Source organism: Mycobacterium asiaticum (assembly GCF_001668675.1).
Lineage (GTDB): Bacteria > Actinomycetota > Actinomycetes > Mycobacteriales > Mycobacteriaceae > Mycobacterium > Mycobacterium asiaticum_D.
In genome coordinates this window covers 1-16,882 of record NZ_LZKQ01000179.1, presented here as the reverse complement: position 1 = coordinate 16,882, position 16,882 = coordinate 1, and the positions used below count along the sequence as shown (strand labels likewise).

The window sequence follows — 16,882 nt, the reverse complement described above, 5'->3', positions numbered from 1 at the left end:
GTCTGGTTGGCGAAGCTGTTGCTCATCACGAACGACGGGTGTCCGGTGGCGTTGCCCAGGTTCAGCAGTCGGCCCTCGGACAGCACGATGATCGAGCGGCCGGTGTCGCCGAAGGTCCACAGGTCGACCTGCGGCTTGATGTTGGTCCGCGTGGCACCCGAGCGCTCCAGCGCGGCGATGTCGATCTCGTTGTCGAAGTGCCCGATGTTGCCCAGGATGGCGTGGTCCTTCATCGCCTTCATGTGGTCCAGCGAGATGATGTCCTTGTTGCCGGTCGCGGTGACGACGATGTCGGCGTTGCCGATGGCCTCCTCGACCGTGACCACGTCGAAGCCCTCCATCAGGGCCTGCAGCGCGTTGATCGGGTCGATCTCGGTGACGCTGACGCGCGCACCCTGTCCCTTGGCGGCCTCCGCGCAGCCCTTGCCGACGTCACCGTAGCCGCAGATCAGCACGTTCTTGCCGCCGATCAGCGCGTCGGTGCCCCGGTTGATGCCGTCGATCAGCGAGTGCCGGGTGCCGTACTTGTTGTCGAACTTGGACTTGGTGACCGAGTCGTTGACGTTGATCGCCGGGAAAGCCAGGTCCCCCGCGGCGGCGAACTGGTACAGCCGCAGCACGCCGGTGGTGGTCTCCTCGGTGACGCCCTTGACCGACTCGGCGATCTTGGTCCACTTGCCCTTGTCGGTCTCGAAGCGGGCGCGCAGCAGGTTCAGGAACACCTTCCACTCGGCCGGGTCGTCGTCCTCGGCGGGCGGAACCACGCCGGCCTTCTCGTACTGCATGCCGCGCAGCACCAGCATGGTGGCGTCACCGCCGTCGTCCAGGATCATGTTGGCCGGCTTGTCCGGGTCCGGCCAGGTGAGCATCTGCTCGGCGGCCCACCAGTACTCCTCGAGCGTCTCGCCCTTCCACGCGAACACCGGCACGCCCTTGGGCTCCTCGGGGGTGCCGTGCGGGCCCACCACCACGGCGGCCGCGGCGTGGTCCTGGGTGGAGAAGATGTTGCACGACGCCCAGCGCACTTCGGCGCCGAGGCTGGTCAGCGTCTCGATCAGCACCGCGGTCTGCACGGTCATGTGCAGCGAGCCCGAGATACGGGCGCCCTTGAGCGGCTGAACCTCGGCGTACTCACGCCGCAGGGACATCAGGCCGGGCATCTCGTGCTCGGCGATCCGGAGTTCCTTGCGGCCGAAATCCGCGAGCGACAGGTCGGCAACCTTGAAATCGATGCCATTGAGAACGTCGGCGGTCAGCGAATTTTCGAGCGTCGTCATTGCGTGTTTCATCCTTCTGCGGGTCTAACGGGGAAGCCGGGCGGCTACGAGGCCTGGAACTCATTGCAATGAGCTCTAGCCACTGTAGCCGCCCGGCGGGATGCCCCTGAACGGAGCCGAAGGGTCGGGGGACCCTCAGGATTCGAAGTTGACGCCGTGACGCTCCGCGAATGGTGTCATCAGCCTGGCCAGATCCGCCGCGACGTCATGGTCGGCCTCGGGCGGCATGGACACGTAACTCAGGCACAACCGCACGATCGCCCGGGACAGGACATTGGCGTCGTCGTCGCTGGTGGCCAACCAGGTCTGGGTGAACGCCGTCGCCAGCCGCTCGGACGCCCGGGTGATGATGGGCGCGCTGTCGGTCGTGATGAGTTGCAGCAGGTCAGGCTTCGCGACCCCGGTCAACAGCGAGATCACCAGCGGATCGGCGGCCGTCTCGGCGAAGAACGAGCGGAACCCCTGCAGGAACGACTCGTAGATCTTGCCGATGTTGGCGTCCAGCGCGGACTTGACGGTGTCGACCAGGCGGTCGGCCAGCCGCAGGGCGTAACCCTGCGCCAGGCCCTGACGCGAACCGAACTCGTTGTAGATGGTCTGCCGGCTGATGCCGGCGGCCCGGGCCACATCCGAGAGCGTGATGGCGGACCAGTCGCGGGTGAGCAGCAGATCCCGCATCGCGTCCAGCACCGAATCACGCAGTAGGGCTCGCGACGCTTCGGCGTACGGAATCCGCTTCACAGGCGCGACGATATCTGTTTTCGTGGCGATGTTCGTGCCGATCACGACCGCGCCACCTCGACCATCACGAAGTCGGACTTGGCGGCGCCGCAGTCCGGGCAGCTCCAGTCGTCGGGGATGTCGTCCCACCGGGTGCCGGGCTCGATGCCATCCTCCGGCCAGCCCAGCGCCTCGTCGTACTCGAAACCGCATTGCACGCACTGGTACAGCTTGTAGTCGTTCATGGTGGTGTGCTCCTAACCTTTCTGGACGGGTTCGAAATCGGGCTTCTCGCGGACGGCGCAGTCCGGACAACACCAGTCATCGGGGATCTGGTCCCAGCCGGTGCCGGCTGGAAAACCTTCTCGGGCATCGCCTTTGGTCTCGTCGTAGGTGTAGTCACAGACGGGACACTTGTAGATGGTGGAAGCCGTCATGCCGCGAGCTCCTTCGGGGCGCCGTACTTCGCCAGCAGCTTCTCCCGCAGCCGCGGCTGCAGGTTGACCCTGGTGATGTCGCCGTCGTAGTGCTCAAGCACCCGGTGGTCCATCACCTTGCGCCACAGCGGCGGGAAGTAGGTCAGCGAGATCATCGACGCGTAGCCGCTTGGCAGGTTCGGCGCACCCGCCATGCTGCGCAGCGTCTGGTAACGCCGGGTCGGGTTGGCGTGGTGGTCGCTGTGCCGCTGCAGGTGGTACAGGAACAGGTTGGTGACGATGTGATCGGAGTTCCAGCTGTGCACCGGGGCGCAGCGCTCGTAGCGGCCGTTCGCCTTCTTCTCACGCAGCAGCCCGTAATGCTCGAGGTAGTTGACCGCTTCGAGCAGGCTGAAGCCGAACACGGCCTGGATGATCACGAACGGGATCAGGCCCACACCGAAGACGGCGATCAGCACGCCCCACAGCACCGCTGACATGGCCCAGGCGTTCAGCACGTCGTTGGTGAGGTAGGTGCGGGGGTCCCACGGGCTGCGGCCCAGCCGGCGGATGCGCTGTGCCTCGAGGTGGACCGAGGAGCGTGCGCTGCCGATGACACTGCGCGGCAGGAACTCCCAGAAGGTCTCGCCGAACCGTGCCGACGCCGGGTCCTCGGGAGTGGAGACGCGCACGTGGTGGCCCCGGTTGTGCTCGATGTAGAAGTGGCCGTAGCAGGTCTGCGCCAGGGTGATCTTGGACAGCCAGCGTTCCAGCGAGTCCTTTTTGTGCCCCATTTCGTGCGCGGTGTTGATGCCGACGCCGCCGAGCACGCCGACCGAGAGGGCCAGACCGATCTTGCCCAGCCAGCTCAGTCCGCCGCCGGCGGGGAAGCCGAGCCAGCTCAGGTTGGACGCGGTGAACAGGTAGGCGCCCAGGATCACGCTGGCGTACTGGAACGGGATGTAGATGTAGGTGCAGTAGCGGTAGTACTTGTCGTTCTCCAACCGCTCCATCACCTCGTCGGGCGGGTTCTGCCCGTCCGGCCCAAAACGCAGGTCCAGCAGCGGCAACAGGATGTAAACCAGGATCGGGCCCACCCACAGCGGCACTTGCGCCGCGGTGTGCCAGCCGAGCTGGTTGATGCCCCAGATGACCGGCAGCATCACGAAGAGCGCCGTCGGGGCGATCAGGCCCATCAGCCATAGGTAGCGCTTCTTGTCGCGCCACTCGGATGCGGCCACGCCCGCGTGGTCGGGGCTGATTTGTGTGGTCATACGCCAAACCTCCTTGTGTGAGTCTCACCACTTGAGGTTGGACAATACCGATGTTTCCGTCTCGTGTCTAGACACGAAGCGTTGTTTTGTAAACCAAATATTCAAATCTGCAGGCTATGTCTATTCGGCGGCGGCATCCTTGCTCGTGTCCGCCCGCTTGCCCTGCACCGAATGCCGGCGGCCGTAGCCGACGTAGATGGCGACGCCGACGACCAGCCAGACGCCGAACCGGACCCAGGTCAGGGCGGTGAGGTTGAGCATCAGCCACAGGCACGCGAGCACCGAGGCGATCGGAAGCAACGGAACCAAAGGGGCTTTGAAGCCGCGCTCGAGGTCCGGACGTGTCCGGCGCAGCACGATGACGCCGGCGGAGACCAGGACGAACGCGAACAGCGTGCCCACGTTCACCATCTCTTCGAGCTTGGTGATCGGGAACACCGACGCGGTGGCGGCGATCGCCACCGCGACCAGCACGGTGATCCGCACCGGGGTGCCGCGCGAACCGGTCTTGGCCAGCCCACGGGGCAACAGGCCGTCGCGCGCCATCGCGAACAGCACCCGGCACTGGCCGAGCATGAGCACCATGACCACGGTGGTCAGACCGGCCAGGGCGCCAACGGAAATGATGCCGCTGGCCCAGTCGATCCCGTTCGCCTGGAAGGCGGTGGCCAGGTTGGCCTGGTGCCCGCCCGGTCTGCTGCGCAGCTCGGTGTAGGACACCATCCCGGACAGCACCACCGACACCGCGACATAGAGGACGGTGACCACCCCGAGTGAGGCCAGGATGCCGCGCGGGACGTCGCGCTGCGGGCTCTTGGTCTCTTCGGCCATGGTCGCCACGATGTCGAACCCGATGAACGCGAAGAACACGATTGAGGCTCCCGCGAGCACGCCGTACCAGCCGTAATTACTGCCGCCGGCCCCGGTCAGCAGGGACAACACGGACTGGTCGAGGCCTCCCCCGCCCTGGTGTTCGGCTTCGGGCTTGGGGATGAACGGCGTGTAGTTCTCGGCCTTGATGTAGAAGGCGCCTACGACGACGACCAGGATCACCACCGACACCTTGATGGCGGTGACCACCGCGGAGAACCGTGACGACAGCTTGGTGCCGAGCGCGCACAACGTTGCGACCAGCGTGACGATGAGCAGCGCCCCCCAGTCCAGGTTGACCGCGCCCAGATGCGCGGTGCCGCCGCCGAAACCGAACACCGTGCCGAGATAGCTGGACCAGCCCTTGGCCACCACGGCGGCACCGATGGCCAACTCCAGGACCAGATTCCAGCCGATGATCCAGGCCAGGAACTCGCCGAAGGTGGCGTAGGAGAAGGTGTAGGCGCTGCCGGCCACTGGCAGCGTGGAGGCGAACTCCGCGTAGCACAGCGCCGCCAGCGCACAGGTGCCCGCCGCGATCAGAAACGAGATCCAGATGGCGGGCCCGGTGATATCGCCGGTGGTGGACGCGGTGACGGTGAAGATGCCCGCGCCGATCACCACCGAGACACCGAAGACCACCAGGTCCAGCCAGGTGAGGTCCTTGCGGAGCCGGGTGGTCGGCTCGTCGGTGTCGGCGATCGACTGCTCTACCGATTTCGTGCGCCATCGATCGGCCACTTTCCAGCCCCCTCCGTCGCGCCACTCGCTGTGCACCGCACAGTACTGGGTACCCTGCGAAAATGGTGGGGAGCGCAGGGAACAAAGATCATGCGGTAGTCATCGGCGCGAGCATCGCCGGTTTGTGCGCCGCGCGGGTGCTATCGGACTTCTTCGACCGGGTGACCGTCTACGAGCGAGACGACCTGCCCAGCGAACCGGCCAACCGCGCCACGGTTCCGCAGGACCGGCACCTGCACATGCTGATGGCGCGGGGGGCCAACGAATTCGAAAGCCACTTCCCCGGCCTGCTCGACGACATGGTGGCCGCGGGTGTGCCGATGCTGGAGAACCGGCCGGACTGCATTCACCTTGGGGCCGCCGGGCACGTGCTGGGCACCGGCCACACCCTGCGCGACGAATTCACCGCCTACGTGCCCAGCCGACCGCATCTGGAATGGCAGATCCGGCGCCGGGTGCTCGACATCGACAACGTCGAGATCGTGCGACGCCTGGTGGCCGAGCCGCGCTTCGAGCCGGCGTTGCAGCGCGTCACCGGTGTCCTGCTGGACCCCGGGACACCCGGCGCCGAACCGGAATTCGTCGCCGCCGATCTCGTCGTCGACGCCGCCGGCCGCGGCACCCGTCTGCCGGTCTGGCTAGAGCAGTGGGGGTATCAGCGCGCGCCGGAGGCAACGGTGGATATCGGCATCCACTACGCCTCCCACCAATTCCGGATCCCCGACGGCCTGATCCAGGAGAAGGTCGTCGTCGCGGGCGCGTCGCACGACAAGTCGCTGGGCCTGGGCATGCTGCATTACGAGGACCGCACCTGGGTGCTGACCACTTTCGGGGTGGCCAACGTCAAGCCCCCGCGGACGTTCCCCGAGATGCTCAAGCTCGTCGAAGAACTGCTGCCGCCCCACTTCCACGCGGCGCTGCTGCAGGCCGAACCGTTCGGCGAACCGGCGTTCCATGCCTTCCCGGTGAGCAGGTGGCGCCGCTACCACAAGGTCGAGCGCTTCCCCGAGGGGATCGTCCCGTTCGGCGACGCGGTGGTCAGCTTCAACCCGACCTTCGGGCAGGGCATGACGATGACTTCGCTACAGGCAGGCCATCTGCGGCGCGCGCTGGAGACCATGCGGGGCGGGCACGAGGGCAGCCTGGCCGCCGAACTCAACCGGCTAACCGCCAAGACCACTTTTCCGGTGTGGATGATGAACGCGATCGGCGACGTCACCTTCCACCACGCCACCGCCGACCCCGAACCGCGCTGGTGGAAGTCGGCGGGATCGCTGTTCGACCAATTCCTGGGCGCCGCGGAAACGGATCCCGTTCTGGCCGAATGGTTTTTGCGCCGCTTCTCGCTGCTCGACAGTCTTTATATGATTCCGCCGGCGCGGATCTTCGGCCGCACCATCGCCCACAACATGCGGCTGTGGCTGGGCGAGCAGAAAGAACGGCTCCAGGACCGGCGGGCGGTCACAGTCCGACGGTAGCCCGGAACAGCTTGGCCGGCTCCTGCGCGGAGAACCGGATCGGCCCGTCGTCGGCACCGACCCAGGCGGCCGCGCCGCGGTCCAGGGTGAGCGAACCGGATTTGCCGTGCACGGTCAGCGATCCCTCGGCGCACAACAGGATCTGCGGACCGTCGTGACGCGAGGAGGCGTCGATCTCGTGACCGAGGTCGTCGTCGCCGAACACCAGCAGCGCGACCGCGAATTCGTCGGCCGGGGTGTCGTAGAGCAGCTCGAGGCCGTCGCGGTGCACCGGGGCGCGCAGCTGCGATTCGGGGGTGGGCGTGAAGTCCAGCACGCGCAACAGCTCCGGCACGTCGACGTGCTTGGGCGTGAGGCCGCCGCGTAACACGTTGTCGGAGTTGGCCATTACCTCCAGCGCGAAACCACGCAAATAGGTGTGCAGATTGCCGGCCGGCAAGAACAGCGCCTCGCAGGGAGCCAGCGTGATGCGGTTGAGCAACAACGCCGCCAGCACCCCGGCGTCGCCGGGATAGCGCTCGCCCAACTCCAGCACCGTCTTCACCTCGGCGGCGAATTCCGTTGCGCCCGAGCTGATGTACTGAATGGCACCGTCGAGCACGGCCGGTACCAGCACGTCGATGTCGGGCTGGGGTGCGGTGATCCAGGTGGTGAACAACGCGCGCAGGCCGTCGGCGTCGGAGTGGGCGCCGGAACCGTCGCCGAGCAGCTCGATGAACGGGTCGAGGTCGGAGACGGCGAGCGCCTGCAGCAGCTGCCTGGTGCGGGACGCCTGCCGGAAGCCGGCCAGCGCTTCGAACGGCTGCAGGGCCACCAGCAGCTCGGGCTTGTGACTGGTGTCGCGGTAGTTGCGCACCGGCGAGTTCACCGGAATGCCCATCCGCTCTTCGCGCCGATAACCTTCGACCGCCTGCGCGGCGCTCGGGTGAGCCTGCAGGGACAGCGGCTCGTCGGCGGCCAGCACCTTGACCAAGAACGGCAGCACGTCCCCGAACCGCTCGCGGGCCGCCGAGCCCAGCTGTCCCTCGGGGTCCTCGGCCAGCGCGGCCAGCAGCGACGTCTCGCCGTCCGGCGTGGCCAACCAGGCCGGGTCGCCGGGGTGCGCCCCGAACCAGAGTTCCGCCTCGGGGTGGGCCGCCGGCACCGGTCGCCCGGTGAATTCGGCGATGTCGGTGCGGGATCCCCAGGCGTACGTCCGTAACGCTCCGCGTAGAAGTTCCACTATCTAACTATCCCCGTGCCAGTCGCAGGTAAACCGCGGCCATCTCCAGCCGAACGGCCAATACTGCCAGTTGCTGCTCGGCGCGCTGAACCGCGGTCGGCGCCGGAGCCTCCGGGATGTCCTCCGCCCCTACCAGATACACGTCGTCCAGGCCGGCGACCCGGGCGGCCACCACCGTCCGCTCGGCGGCCAGCGTCAGCGCCAGCACCCGCAACCTGCTCGGCAACGGGCCGTCGATCTGTTCATCGTGGAAGAGCGCATCGGTGGGGTCGGCGAAACCGCGCGGGCCGTCGCGCAGCGCCGCCACCGCATCGGCCAGGCCGGTCGCGGCCGTGGCATGGTGGGCGACCCGCAGCAGCACCGAGCTGCCGTGCCGCGCGAGCGCCAGCGTCGCCGCACTGTCGCCGGCCAGGGCCACCTGCGCATCGGACATGCGGGTGGCCAGCGTCTTGGCCGGGTTGGTGAACAGGTCGCGGGCCGCGCTGTTGCGCAGCACCTCGGCATCTACCTCGTCGGCCAGGGCGGCCAGGTCGATGCGCAGCTTGGGGTCCACGGTTTGCAGGACGGCCAGCCCGGCGGCCAGATAGCGGCACAGGCCGAACTCGTCGGGCCCCCACAGCCGCGGACTCAGCACCGCGACGCGGCCTGCCGTGGAATCGCGCAGGGGGCCTTCGTAGGGTGCCACCACCACCACCCGCGCCCCGCGGCGTACGCCGGTGGCGGCCGCCCCGACCAGCGCGGGATCACCGGGATCGTCGCCGGCGACCACCATGACATCGAGCGGACCGACCCACGGGGGCGCCTCGGTGACCAATGCGATCGGCTCGGCGGCCGCGGTGGCCAACGTCGCTGCGAGCAGCGTGCCCGCGGTCTCGGCGGTGCCGCGCCCGGCCACCCAGATCAGGCTGCGGACCCGGTCGGCACCGCGCAGCGAATCCAGCTCGCCTTCCTCGAGCGCGGCGGCCACGGTGCGCACCTGGGCACCGGCGCCCGACGCGGCCCGCAGCAGACCGTCCCGATCGGCGGCGATCAGGCCGTCGGCGTCCTCGAGGTCCACGGCTCCGATGGCGCTCACGGGGCGCCTTCACGGGCAGCCGACTGCGCGGCGATCTCGGCGCTGACCTGCTCGACCACCGCGTCCACATCCTCGATGCTGCGCCCCTCCACGTTCAGCCGCAACAACGGCTCGGTGTTGGAGCTGCGGAGGTTGAACCAGCTGTCCTCACCGAGGTCCACCGTCACCCCGTCCAGATGATCGATGGACTGGATCCGGCCGGCGAACGCCTTCAGGACGGCGTCCACACAGGCCGGAGCGTCGGCGACGGTGAAGTTGATCTCGCCGGAGGATTCGTAGCGCTGGTAGTCGGCGGTCAGCTCCGACAGCGGCCGGTGCTGTTCGCCGAGCGCCGCCAGTACGTACAGCGCCGCCAGCATGCCGGAGTCGGCGCCCCAGAAGTCACGGAAATAGTAGTGCGCCGAATGTTCCCCGCCGAAGATCGCGCCGGTCTCGGCCATCAACGCTTTGATATAGGAGTGCCCGACGCGGGAGCGCAATGGCGTTCCGCCGCGTTCGACGACCAGCTCGGGCACCGCGCGCGAGGTGATCACGTTGTGGATCACCGTGGCACCGATCTCGCGGCCGAGCTCGCGGGCCGCCACCAGGCTGGTCACCGTCGACGGCGCGACCGGCTCGCCGCGCTCGTCGACCACGAAGCACCGGTCGGCGTCACCGTCGAAGGCCAGCCCGATGTCGGCGCCGGTCTGCCGCACATAGTTCTGCAGATCCACCAGGTTGGCCGGGTCCAGCGGGTTGGCCTCGTGGTTGGGGAAGGACCCGTCCAGCTCGAAGTACAAGGGCAGCAACGTGATCGAGTCGATGGCGCCCAGCACGGCCGGCGTGGTGTGACCGGCCATGCCGTTGCCGGCATCCACCGCCACCCGCAGCGGACGCAGGCCGGCGGTCTTCACCAGCGAGCGCAGGAACTCGCCATAGTCGGCCAGCACATCTTTGTCGGTGACGGCTCCGCGCGGTCCGTCGTGCGGTGGGATACCCGCGATCAGGTCCTGGCTGATCGCGGCCAGCCCGGTCTCCTTGCCAACCGGCAGTGCCGACGCGCGGCACAGTTTGATGCCGTTGTAGGCCGCCGGATTGTGACTGGCGGTGAACATCGCGCCGGGGCAATCCAGCAGTCCGGAAGCGAAATACAGTTGGTCGGTGGATGCCAGACCGATGCGCACCACGTCCAGTCCCTGGGCGGTGACCCCGTCGGCGAAGGCGCCGGCCAGCGCCGGCGAACTGTCGCGCATGTCGTGGCCGATGACCACCTGGCCGGCTCCCTCGCCGCGCATCAACCGCGCGAAGGCGGCGCCGACGTCGCCGACGAAGGCCTCGTTGATCTGTTCGCCGACCAGGCCACGCACGTCATAAGCCTTGATGACGCTGTGCACAGCCTCCGCGGGCCACGACATTCTGCGGTGCTCCTGACGACCTGGAACTCTTCGACTCTTTCGCCGCCAGCCTATCGGCCCGGCGGAGTCGCAGACCCCAACGGTCGGGAATCAGCCAGGGGGGTCCGGCAGTACCCGCAGGTGGCCGCGTCGGCGTCCGTTGCGGTGTTCGGGCGGCGCCAGCAGACCACCACCGGGCGCGGTGGCATGAGATCCGGCGCCGTGCAGATGCGTATCGACGGCGGCACCCGCGCGCGGGGCTTCGTCGAATCCGTCGTAAGCACTGAAGCCGTTGACGGCAGCGCCGGTGCGCGCCGTGCCGGCGGTACCCTCGCGCACGGCGTCGGCAAGCGCCACGAGTTCATCGTCTTCGTCCGGGTGGGTGGGCAGCGGTCCGGCATGGCGCACCAGCTCCCAGCCGCGCGGCGCGGTAATGCGGCCGGCGTGGTTGACACACAGATCCCACGAGTGCGGTTCCCGCGCGGTGGCCAGCGGGCCGACCACCGCCGTCGAGTCCGAGTAGACGAACGTCAACGTTGCCACTGCATAGTGCGGACACCCGGGCCGGCAGCAGCGACGGGGTACGTTCACGCTCGAAAGGCTATCGCGCGCAAACGCTGCGCAAGCGCCGGACACGCGCATCGGCGGGTGCGATGTGTAACCGTTACCATCGGCGCGTGAGCGATTCCCGCGGCTTCCCGCAACAGGGACGGCCAGGGGGCAAACCGATGTCTCGGCGTGGCCGCAGGCGCGGACGCGACCTGCGCGGTCCGTTGCTGCCGCCGTCGGTGCCGGGCTGGCGCAGCCGGGCCGAGCGGTTCGACATGGCTGTGCTGGAGGCTTACGAACCGATTGAGCGGCGTTGGCAGGAGCGGGTCAGCGAACTCGACGTCGCGGTCGACGAGATCCCGCGCATCGCCGCGAAGGATCCGCAGAATGTGCAGTGGCCGCCGGAGGTGATCGCCGACGGGCCGATCGCACTCGCCCGGCTGATCCCGGCCGGCGTCGATGTCCGCGGCAATGCGACGCGCGCGCGAATTGTGCTGTTTCGCAAGCCAATTGAGCGACGGGCGAAAGACACCGTGGAGCTCGGCGACTTACTGCATGAAATCCTGGTGGCCCAGGTGGCGATCTATCTGGACGTGGAGCCCTCGGTCATCGACCCCACGATCGACGACTGACCCTCGGATGTGCGGTCAGATGATGCCGCGCTTGAGGCGACGGCGCTCCCGCTCGGAGAGGCCGCCCCAGATGCCGAACCGCTCGTCGTGCGCCAGGGCGTACTCCAGGCACTCGTGACGGACCTCGCAACCCAGGCAGATCTTCTTGGCCTCGCGGGTGGAGCCGCCCTTCTCCGGGAAGAAGGCTTCGGGGTCGGTCTGGGCGCAGAGCGCCTTGTCCTGCCATTGGTCGGCGGGCACTTCGGGGAGTGGTTCGGGCTCGAATGCGGCGGGCGCATCGGGAACCACGCTCAAATGAGGACGCACAGGTGCCGCTGGCTTGAGCACTGTGACAGAAGAGTCGAGAGTGGTCGGTGTGCTTCCCATTACGCCCCGAAGGTACTCATAGGACATGCCTCCGCCTCCTCACTTGTAGAGAGTGAAATGGTTTCCCACTGTTTTGATGTACAGATACCCAATTCGAACAAGTGATCGAATCTCGGTCTGCGACACCGGAACCGGCCGGCCAACCGGGAAATGACACTGATGTGATTAGACACGGGTTGCTGACCCTGGTCAAGCACTTCGGCGCGATTCCATACCATCTCGTAATCAATTTTCGGCGATTCTGTTGCGGTCGGCCTCTGGCGTGTCGAGCACAAATTGATCACAAGTCCCTTGCGCCACAGTGGTTACCGGAATCAGCTTGCCACACTCGGCGGGGTACTGTCCTGCGATGTGAGGATCACCGTTCTGGCCGGGGGCGTCGGGGGGGCCCGTTTCCTGCTCGGGGTCCAGCAGTTCCTCGGTCTGGGCCAGTTTGCTCAGGGCGACGATAACGACCACGTTCTGAACGCCGTCGTCAACATCGGCGACGACGCCTGGATCCACGGTGTCCGGGTCTGCCCGGACCTGGACACCTGCATGTACACCCTGGGCGGTGGGGTGGATCCGGAGCGGGGCTGGGGTCACCGTGACGAAACCTGGCATGCCAAAGAGGAACTGGCACGCTACGGGGTACAGCCGGATTGGTTCGGGTTGGGCGACCGTGATCTGGCCACTCACCTGGTGCGAACTCAGATGCTCAATGCCGGCTATCCGCTGACCCAGATCACGGCCGCGCTGTGCGATCGCTGGCAGCCGGGCGCACGGTTGCTGCCGGCCAGCGACGACCGTTGCGAGACGCACGTGGTGATCAGCGATGAACCTGACGGCGCCCGCCGTGCCATTCACTTCCAGGAGTGGTGGGTGCGCTACCGGGCTCAGGTGCCGACCTACAGCTTCGCCTTCGTCGGCGCCGAAAAGGCCACGGCCACAACCGAAGCGGTGGCCGCGATCACCGACACCGACGTCGTCATGGTGGCGCCGTCCAACCCGGTCGTCAGCGTGGGCGCCATCCTGGCGGTGCCCGGCATCCGTGCCGCGCTGCGGGCGACCGCCGCGCCGGTTGTCGGCTACTCCCCCATCATCGGCGGAAAACCGTTGCGTGGCATGGCCGATGCCTGCCTTTCGGTGATCGGGGTGGACTCCACCGCGCAAGCCGTCGGCCGGCATCTCGGCGCCCGCAGCGGCACCGGGATACTGGACTGCTGGCTGGTGCACGAGGGCGACGAGGCCGAGATCGACGGGGTTGCGGTGCGGTCCATACCGTTGTTGATGACCGACCCCAAGGCGACCGCGGAAATGGTGCGCGCCGGACTCGAACTCGCGGGCGTGCCGACTTGACCGGCCCCAGCCTCCCCCCTACCGGTGAGCACGGCAGCGCCGCGGCAGTCGAAATCTTGCCCGTCGCAGGACTTCCCGAGTTCCGACCCGGTGACGACCTCGCCGCCGCCGTGAGCACCGCCGCGCCGTGGCTGCGCAACGGCGACGTCGTGGTGGTCACCTCCAAGGTGGTGTCCAAGTGCGAGGGCCGTCTGGTGGCCGCGCCCGAGGACGACGACGAGCGAGACCGCTTGCGCCGCAAACTCGTTGAGGACGAGGCGGTGCGTGTGCTGGCGCGTAAGGAGCGGACGCTGATCACCGAGAACCGGCTCGGGCTGGTCCAGGCCGCGGCCGGCGTCGACGGATCCAATGTCGGCCGTGGCGAACTGGCGCTACTGCCCCTCGACCCCGATGCCAGCGCCGCCGCACTGCGGACCGGGCTGCGTGAGCGCCTCGGCGTCAACGTCGCCGTGGTCATCACCGACACCATGGGCCGGGCCTGGCGCAACGGCCAGACCGACGCCGCCATCGGTGCCGCGGGATTGGCGGTGCTGCACAACTATTCGGGCGCGGTCGACCAGCACGGCAATCCGTTGGTGGTCACCGAAATCGCCGTGGCCGACGAAATCGCCGCTGCCGCAGACCTGGTCAAGGGCAAGCTGACCGCGATGCCGGTGGCGGTGGTCCGCGGCCTGGACCCCGCCGACGACGGTTCGACGGCACGGCGACTGGTGCGGGCCGGCCAGGAGGACCTGTTCTGGCTCGGCACCGCCGAAGCCGTCGACCTCGGCCGCCGACAGGCGCAGTTGTTGCGCCGATCGGTGCGCCGGTTCAGCGACGAGGCGGTTCCGCCGGAAGTCGTGGAGGCCGCCGTCGCCGAGGCGCTGACCGCCCCAGCCCCGCACCACACCCGGCCGGTGCGGTTCGTCTGGCTGCAGACCGCCGAGCTGCGCACCCGGCTGCTGGATCGGATGAAAGACAAGTGGCGGTCCGACCTGAGCGCCGACGGAAGGCCGGCCGACTCCGTCGAGCGGCGCGTCGCGCGGGGTCAAATCCTCTATGACGCACCGGAAGTCATCATTCCGATGCTGGTGCCCGACGGTGCCCACAGCTACCCCGACGCGGCGCGCACCAACGCCGAGCACACCATGTTCACCGTTGCCGTCGGCGCCGCAGTGCAAGCGCTGCTGGTCGCGCTGGCCGTGCGCGGGGTGGGCAGTTGCTGGATCGGGTCGACGATCTTCGCCGCCGACCTGGTCCGCGCGGAGCTTGGCTTGCCCGACGACTGGCAGCCACTGGGTGCCGTCGCCGTCGGCTACGCCGCGGAGCCGGCCGGGTTGCGCGACCCGGTACCAGTCGGGGATCTGCTGATCCGCAGATGACGACGTTCGCGGGCAAGGCGGCGGCTTCGGCGGACAAGATCCGCGGCGGGTACTACACGCCGGCCCCGATCGCCCGATTCCTGGCCGGCTGGGTTACCCAGGCCGGGCCGAGGATCCTGGAGCCGTCGTGCGGGGACGGCCGCATCCTGCGCGAGTTGGCGGCCCGCACCTCTCGGGCGCACGGCGTGGAGTTGGTCGCCGCCGAAGCCGCCAAGGCACGCATGTTCGCGCCGGTCGACGTCGGGAATCTATTTACTTGGTCCGGCGGCGCAGGCTGGGACGGGCCCTGGGACGGAATTGCCGGCAACCCGCCCTACATCCGGTTCGGCAACTGGCCGGCCGACCAGCGCGACCCGGCGCTCGAGCTGTTGCGGCGCGAAGGACTGCGCGCCACCAAACTCACCAATGCCTGGGTGCCGTTCGTGGTGGCGAGCACCGGCCTGGTCCGGGACGGTGGCCGGGTGGGACTGGTGCTGCCCGCCGAGCTGTTGCAGGTCTCCTACGCCGCTCAACTGCGCGACTTTCTGGTGAGCCGCTTCCGGGAAATCACGCTGATCAGCTTCCGGCGCCTGGTGTTCGGTGGCGTGCTGCAGGAGGTGGTGCTGTTCTGCGGTGTCGTTAGCCGTGGCGCTTCCGGCGCCCCGGCGCACATCCGCACGGTGCAACTGGACGACGCCGACGCGCTGGCCGACGCCGATCTCGACGTGCCGTCGGCGCCCGCGCTGTCGCATACGGCGGAGAAGTGGACGACCTACTTTCTCGACCCCGGCCGGATCCAGACGCTGCGCGCCGTCCGGGCCACCGGCACGCTGACCACGCTGGGCAGCGTGGCCGCCGTCGACGTCGGCATAGTCACGGGCCGCAACAGCTTCTTCACGTTCACCGACGCCCAGGCACGCGACCTGGAGCTGACGTCGCACTGCGTACCGCTCGTGTCCCGCAGCGCCCAGTTGTCCGGGCTGGTCTATGACCTCGATTGCCGTGCCGGCGACGTCGAGGCCGGACACCGGACCTGGCTGCTGCACGCCCCCGTGCAGCCGGAAGACGCCGCGTTGCGCGCGCACATCGAGGCAGGCGAAGCGGCCGGGGTGCACCGCGGGTACAAGTGCTCGCTGCGCAAGCCGTGGTGGACCACGCCGTCGCTGTGGACCCCGGATCTGTTCATGCTGCGCCAGATTCACCGCGCGCCGCGGCTGACGGTGAACGCCGCGGCGGCGACCAGCACCGACACGGTGCACCGGGTCCGGGTCGGGCCCGGCACCGACCCGCGCGCACTGGCCGCGGTCTTTCACAACAGCGCCACGTTCGCGTTCGCCGAGATCATGGGCCGCAGCTACGGCGGCGGCATCTTGGAGCTCGAGCCCGCCGAAGCCGAGCGGCTGCCCATCCCCCCGCCGTCCTGCGCCGACCCGGACCTGGCCACCGACGTCGATCTGCTGTTGCGTGCCAACGAGATCGAAAAGGCGCTCGACGTGGTGGACCGGCGGGTGCTGATCGACGGGCTGGGCTGGCCGGCGCAGACGGTGGCGCAGTGCCGGGCGGCGTGGGTGGCGCTGCGGGACCGCCGGACACGGCGGCGATCCCGATGAGCGCCGCGAGCCTGCGGGACTCGGTGATCGACATGCTGCGCGAGTGGCCGGCTCCCGACCCTTCCCAGGATTCGCTGCGGCATGCCGTGCTGGCGTTCGTGCTCGCCCGCGAGGACGCCTGCCTGCGCGAGTGCGAACCGGGCCACATCACCGCCTCGACCGTGGTGCTCGACGACAGCGGCACCCGCGTGCTGTTGACCCTGCACCCGCGGCTGGGCCGCTGGGTGCAATTAGGCGGGCATTGCGAACCGGGTGACGAGGACATCCTGGCCGCGGCCCAGCGCGAAGCCACCGAGGAATCCGGTATTGGCGGCCTGCGTTTCGAGCCCAAACTCGTTGCGCTGCACGTGCATCCGGTGACGTGCTCGTTGGGGGTGCCGACGCGGCATCTGGACATGCAGTTCGTCGCGCACGCGCCGACGGGCGCGCGGATCGTCGTCAGCGATGAGTCGGTTGACCTGGGCTGGTGGCCCGCCGACGATCTACCGCCGGACACCGATCACGCGCTGGCGTACCTGGTGAGTTGCGCGAGCAGACGCGAAAGCCCCTGATTCGTACCGAATCAGGGGACTTTCGCGGGGGGGGGGCGCCCCCCCCCCCG

17 protein-coding genes are annotated in these 16,882 nt (G+C 68.4%); 6 read left to right on the top strand and 11 right to left on the bottom strand.

What is annotated here, in order from left to right; translation table 11 throughout:
- From ahcY to A9X01_RS15240, 6 genes are all read right to left on the bottom strand, one after another.
- Nucleotides 1-1,277: adenosylhomocysteinase (ahcY, locus tag A9X01_RS15265; protein WP_065121569.1), on the bottom strand; the 1,277-nt coding region annotated here is incomplete at its 3' end.
- A gap of 135 nt (nt 1,278-1,412) precedes the next feature.
- Complete coding sequence (alkX, locus tag A9X01_RS15260) at nt 1,413-2,018, bottom strand: TetR family transcriptional regulator AlkX (RefSeq protein ID WP_065033889.1); 606 nt, start codon at nt 2,016-2,018, stop codon at nt 1,413-1,415.
- A gap of 41 nt (nt 2,019-2,059) precedes the next feature.
- Complete coding sequence (locus A9X01_RS15255; RefSeq protein ID WP_065121568.1) at nt 2,060-2,242, bottom strand: rubredoxin; 183 nt, start codon at nt 2,240-2,242, stop codon at nt 2,060-2,062.
- 12 nt (nt 2,243-2,254) lie between these two features.
- On the bottom strand, nt 2,255-2,434 hold the full coding sequence (locus tag A9X01_RS15250) for a rubredoxin (protein ID WP_036353244.1): 180 nt from the start codon (nt 2,432-2,434) through the stop codon (nt 2,255-2,257).
- Nucleotides 2,431-3,687, bottom strand: a complete 1,257-nt coding sequence (locus A9X01_RS15245) for an alkane 1-monooxygenase (protein ID WP_065121567.1) — start codon at nt 3,685-3,687, stop codon at nt 2,431-2,433. Before A9X01_RS15245 ends, A9X01_RS15250 begins: the two co-directional genes overlap by 4 nt.
- Nucleotides 3,688-3,807: 120 nt before the next feature.
- Nucleotides 3,808-5,298: an amino acid permease gene (locus A9X01_RS15240; protein ID WP_065121573.1), complete on the bottom strand. Its 1,491-nt coding sequence runs from the start codon at nt 5,296-5,298 to the stop codon at nt 3,808-3,810.
- Between the two features lie 62 nt (nt 5,299-5,360).
- Here A9X01_RS15240 and A9X01_RS15235 point away from each other — a divergent pair, with 62 nt between their 5' ends.
- Complete coding sequence (locus A9X01_RS15235; RefSeq protein WP_065121566.1) at nt 5,361-6,776, top strand: FAD-dependent oxidoreductase; 1,416 nt, start codon at nt 5,361-5,363, stop codon at nt 6,774-6,776.
- Here A9X01_RS15235 and manA read toward each other — a convergent pair.
- The 4 genes from manA to A9X01_RS15215 all read right to left on the bottom strand — a co-directional run bounded on the left by manA (nt 6,760) and on the right by A9X01_RS15215 (nt 11,037).
- Nucleotides 6,760-7,998 carry a mannose-6-phosphate isomerase, class I gene (gene manA / locus A9X01_RS15230; protein WP_065121565.1) on the bottom strand — a complete coding sequence of 413 codons (1,239 nt, stop codon included), beginning with the start codon at nt 7,996-7,998 and terminating at the stop codon, nt 6,760-6,762. The two genes, A9X01_RS15235 and manA, sit on opposite strands and share 17 nt — an antisense overlap.
- Nucleotides 7,999-8,005: 7 nt before the next feature.
- Nucleotides 8,006-9,073 (bottom strand): TobH protein, encoded by a 1,068-nt coding sequence (locus A9X01_RS15225; protein ID WP_065121564.1) that lies wholly within the window; start codon nt 9,071-9,073, stop codon nt 8,006-8,008.
- Entirely contained in the window at nt 9,070-10,467 is a 1,398-nt protein-coding gene (locus A9X01_RS15220; RefSeq protein WP_065121563.1) for a phosphomannomutase/phosphoglucomutase, read from the bottom strand. Before A9X01_RS15220 ends, A9X01_RS15225 begins: the two co-directional genes overlap by 4 nt.
- 90 nt (nt 10,468-10,557) lie before the next feature.
- Complete coding sequence (locus tag A9X01_RS15215) at nt 10,558-11,037, bottom strand: DUF3499 domain-containing protein (RefSeq protein ID WP_216638919.1); 480 nt, start codon at nt 11,035-11,037, stop codon at nt 10,558-10,560.
- A gap of 170 nt (nt 11,038-11,207) precedes the next feature.
- Between A9X01_RS15215 and A9X01_RS15210 the strand changes: the two genes are divergently transcribed.
- On the top strand, nt 11,208-11,627 hold the full coding sequence (locus A9X01_RS15210) for a metallopeptidase family protein (protein ID WP_065121572.1): 420 nt from the start codon (nt 11,208-11,210) through the stop codon (nt 11,625-11,627).
- Between the two features lie 15 nt (nt 11,628-11,642).
- Here A9X01_RS15210 and A9X01_RS15205 read toward each other — a convergent pair whose 3' ends face one another.
- Nucleotides 11,643-11,993 (bottom strand): WhiB family transcriptional regulator, encoded by a 351-nt coding sequence (locus A9X01_RS15205; RefSeq protein ID WP_065121571.1) that lies wholly within the window; start codon nt 11,991-11,993, stop codon nt 11,643-11,645.
- A gap of 351 nt (nt 11,994-12,344) precedes the next feature.
- Here A9X01_RS15205 and cofD point away from each other — a divergent pair, with 351 nt between their 5' ends.
- The 4 genes from cofD to A9X01_RS15185 are packed head-to-tail and all read left to right on the top strand — an operon-like array spanning nt 12,345 to nt 16,832.
- A complete protein-coding gene (gene cofD / locus A9X01_RS15200; RefSeq protein ID WP_065121561.1) occupies nt 12,345-13,331 on the top strand; it encodes a 2-phospho-L-lactate transferase in 987 nt (328 codons plus the stop codon).
- Nucleotides 13,328-14,692, top strand: coding sequence for a coenzyme F420-0:L-glutamate ligase (locus A9X01_RS15195; protein ID WP_065121560.1), 1,365 nt, complete (start codon nt 13,328-13,330; stop codon nt 14,690-14,692). The genes cofD and A9X01_RS15195 overlap by 4 nt, the downstream gene beginning before the upstream one ends.
- On the top strand, nt 14,689-16,281 hold the full coding sequence (locus tag A9X01_RS15190) for an Eco57I restriction-modification methylase domain-containing protein (protein WP_065121559.1): 1,593 nt from the start codon (nt 14,689-14,691) through the stop codon (nt 16,279-16,281). The genes A9X01_RS15195 and A9X01_RS15190 overlap by 4 nt, the downstream gene beginning before the upstream one ends.
- Nucleotides 16,278-16,832 carry an NUDIX hydrolase gene (locus A9X01_RS15185; RefSeq protein WP_065121570.1) on the top strand — a complete coding sequence of 185 codons (555 nt, stop codon included), beginning with the start codon at nt 16,278-16,280 and terminating at the stop codon, nt 16,830-16,832. Before A9X01_RS15190 ends, A9X01_RS15185 begins: the two co-directional genes overlap by 4 nt.
- Nucleotides 16,833-16,882: the final 50 nt, after the last annotated feature.

Coding starts and splice junctions, on each gene's coding strand:
- A9X01_RS15255 (WP_065121568.1), bottom strand. CDS start 2,242: ATGAACGACTACAAGCTGTACCAGTGCGTGCAATGCGGTTTCGAGTAC.
- A9X01_RS15250 (WP_036353244.1), bottom strand. CDS start 2,434: ATGACGGCTTCCACCATCTACAAGTGTCCCGTCTGTGACTACACCTAC.
- A9X01_RS15245 (WP_065121567.1), bottom strand. CDS start 3,687: ATGACCACACAAATCAGCCCCGACCACGCGGGCGTGGCCGCATCCGAG.
- A9X01_RS15235 (WP_065121566.1), top strand. CDS start 5,361: ATGGTGGGGAGCGCAGGGAACAAAGATCATGCGGTAGTCATCGGCGCG.
- A9X01_RS15220 (WP_065121563.1), bottom strand. CDS start 10,467: ATGTCGTGGCCCGCGGAGGCTGTGCACAGCGTCATCAAGGCTTATGAC.
- A9X01_RS15205 (WP_065121571.1), bottom strand. CDS start 11,993: ATGGGAAGCACACCGACCACTCTCGACTCTTCTGTCACAGTGCTCAAG.
- A9X01_RS15190 (WP_065121559.1), top strand. CDS start 14,689: ATGACGACGTTCGCGGGCAAGGCGGCGGCTTCGGCGGACAAGATCCGC.
- A9X01_RS15185 (WP_065121570.1), top strand. CDS start 16,278: ATGAGCGCCGCGAGCCTGCGGGACTCGGTGATCGACATGCTGCGCGAG.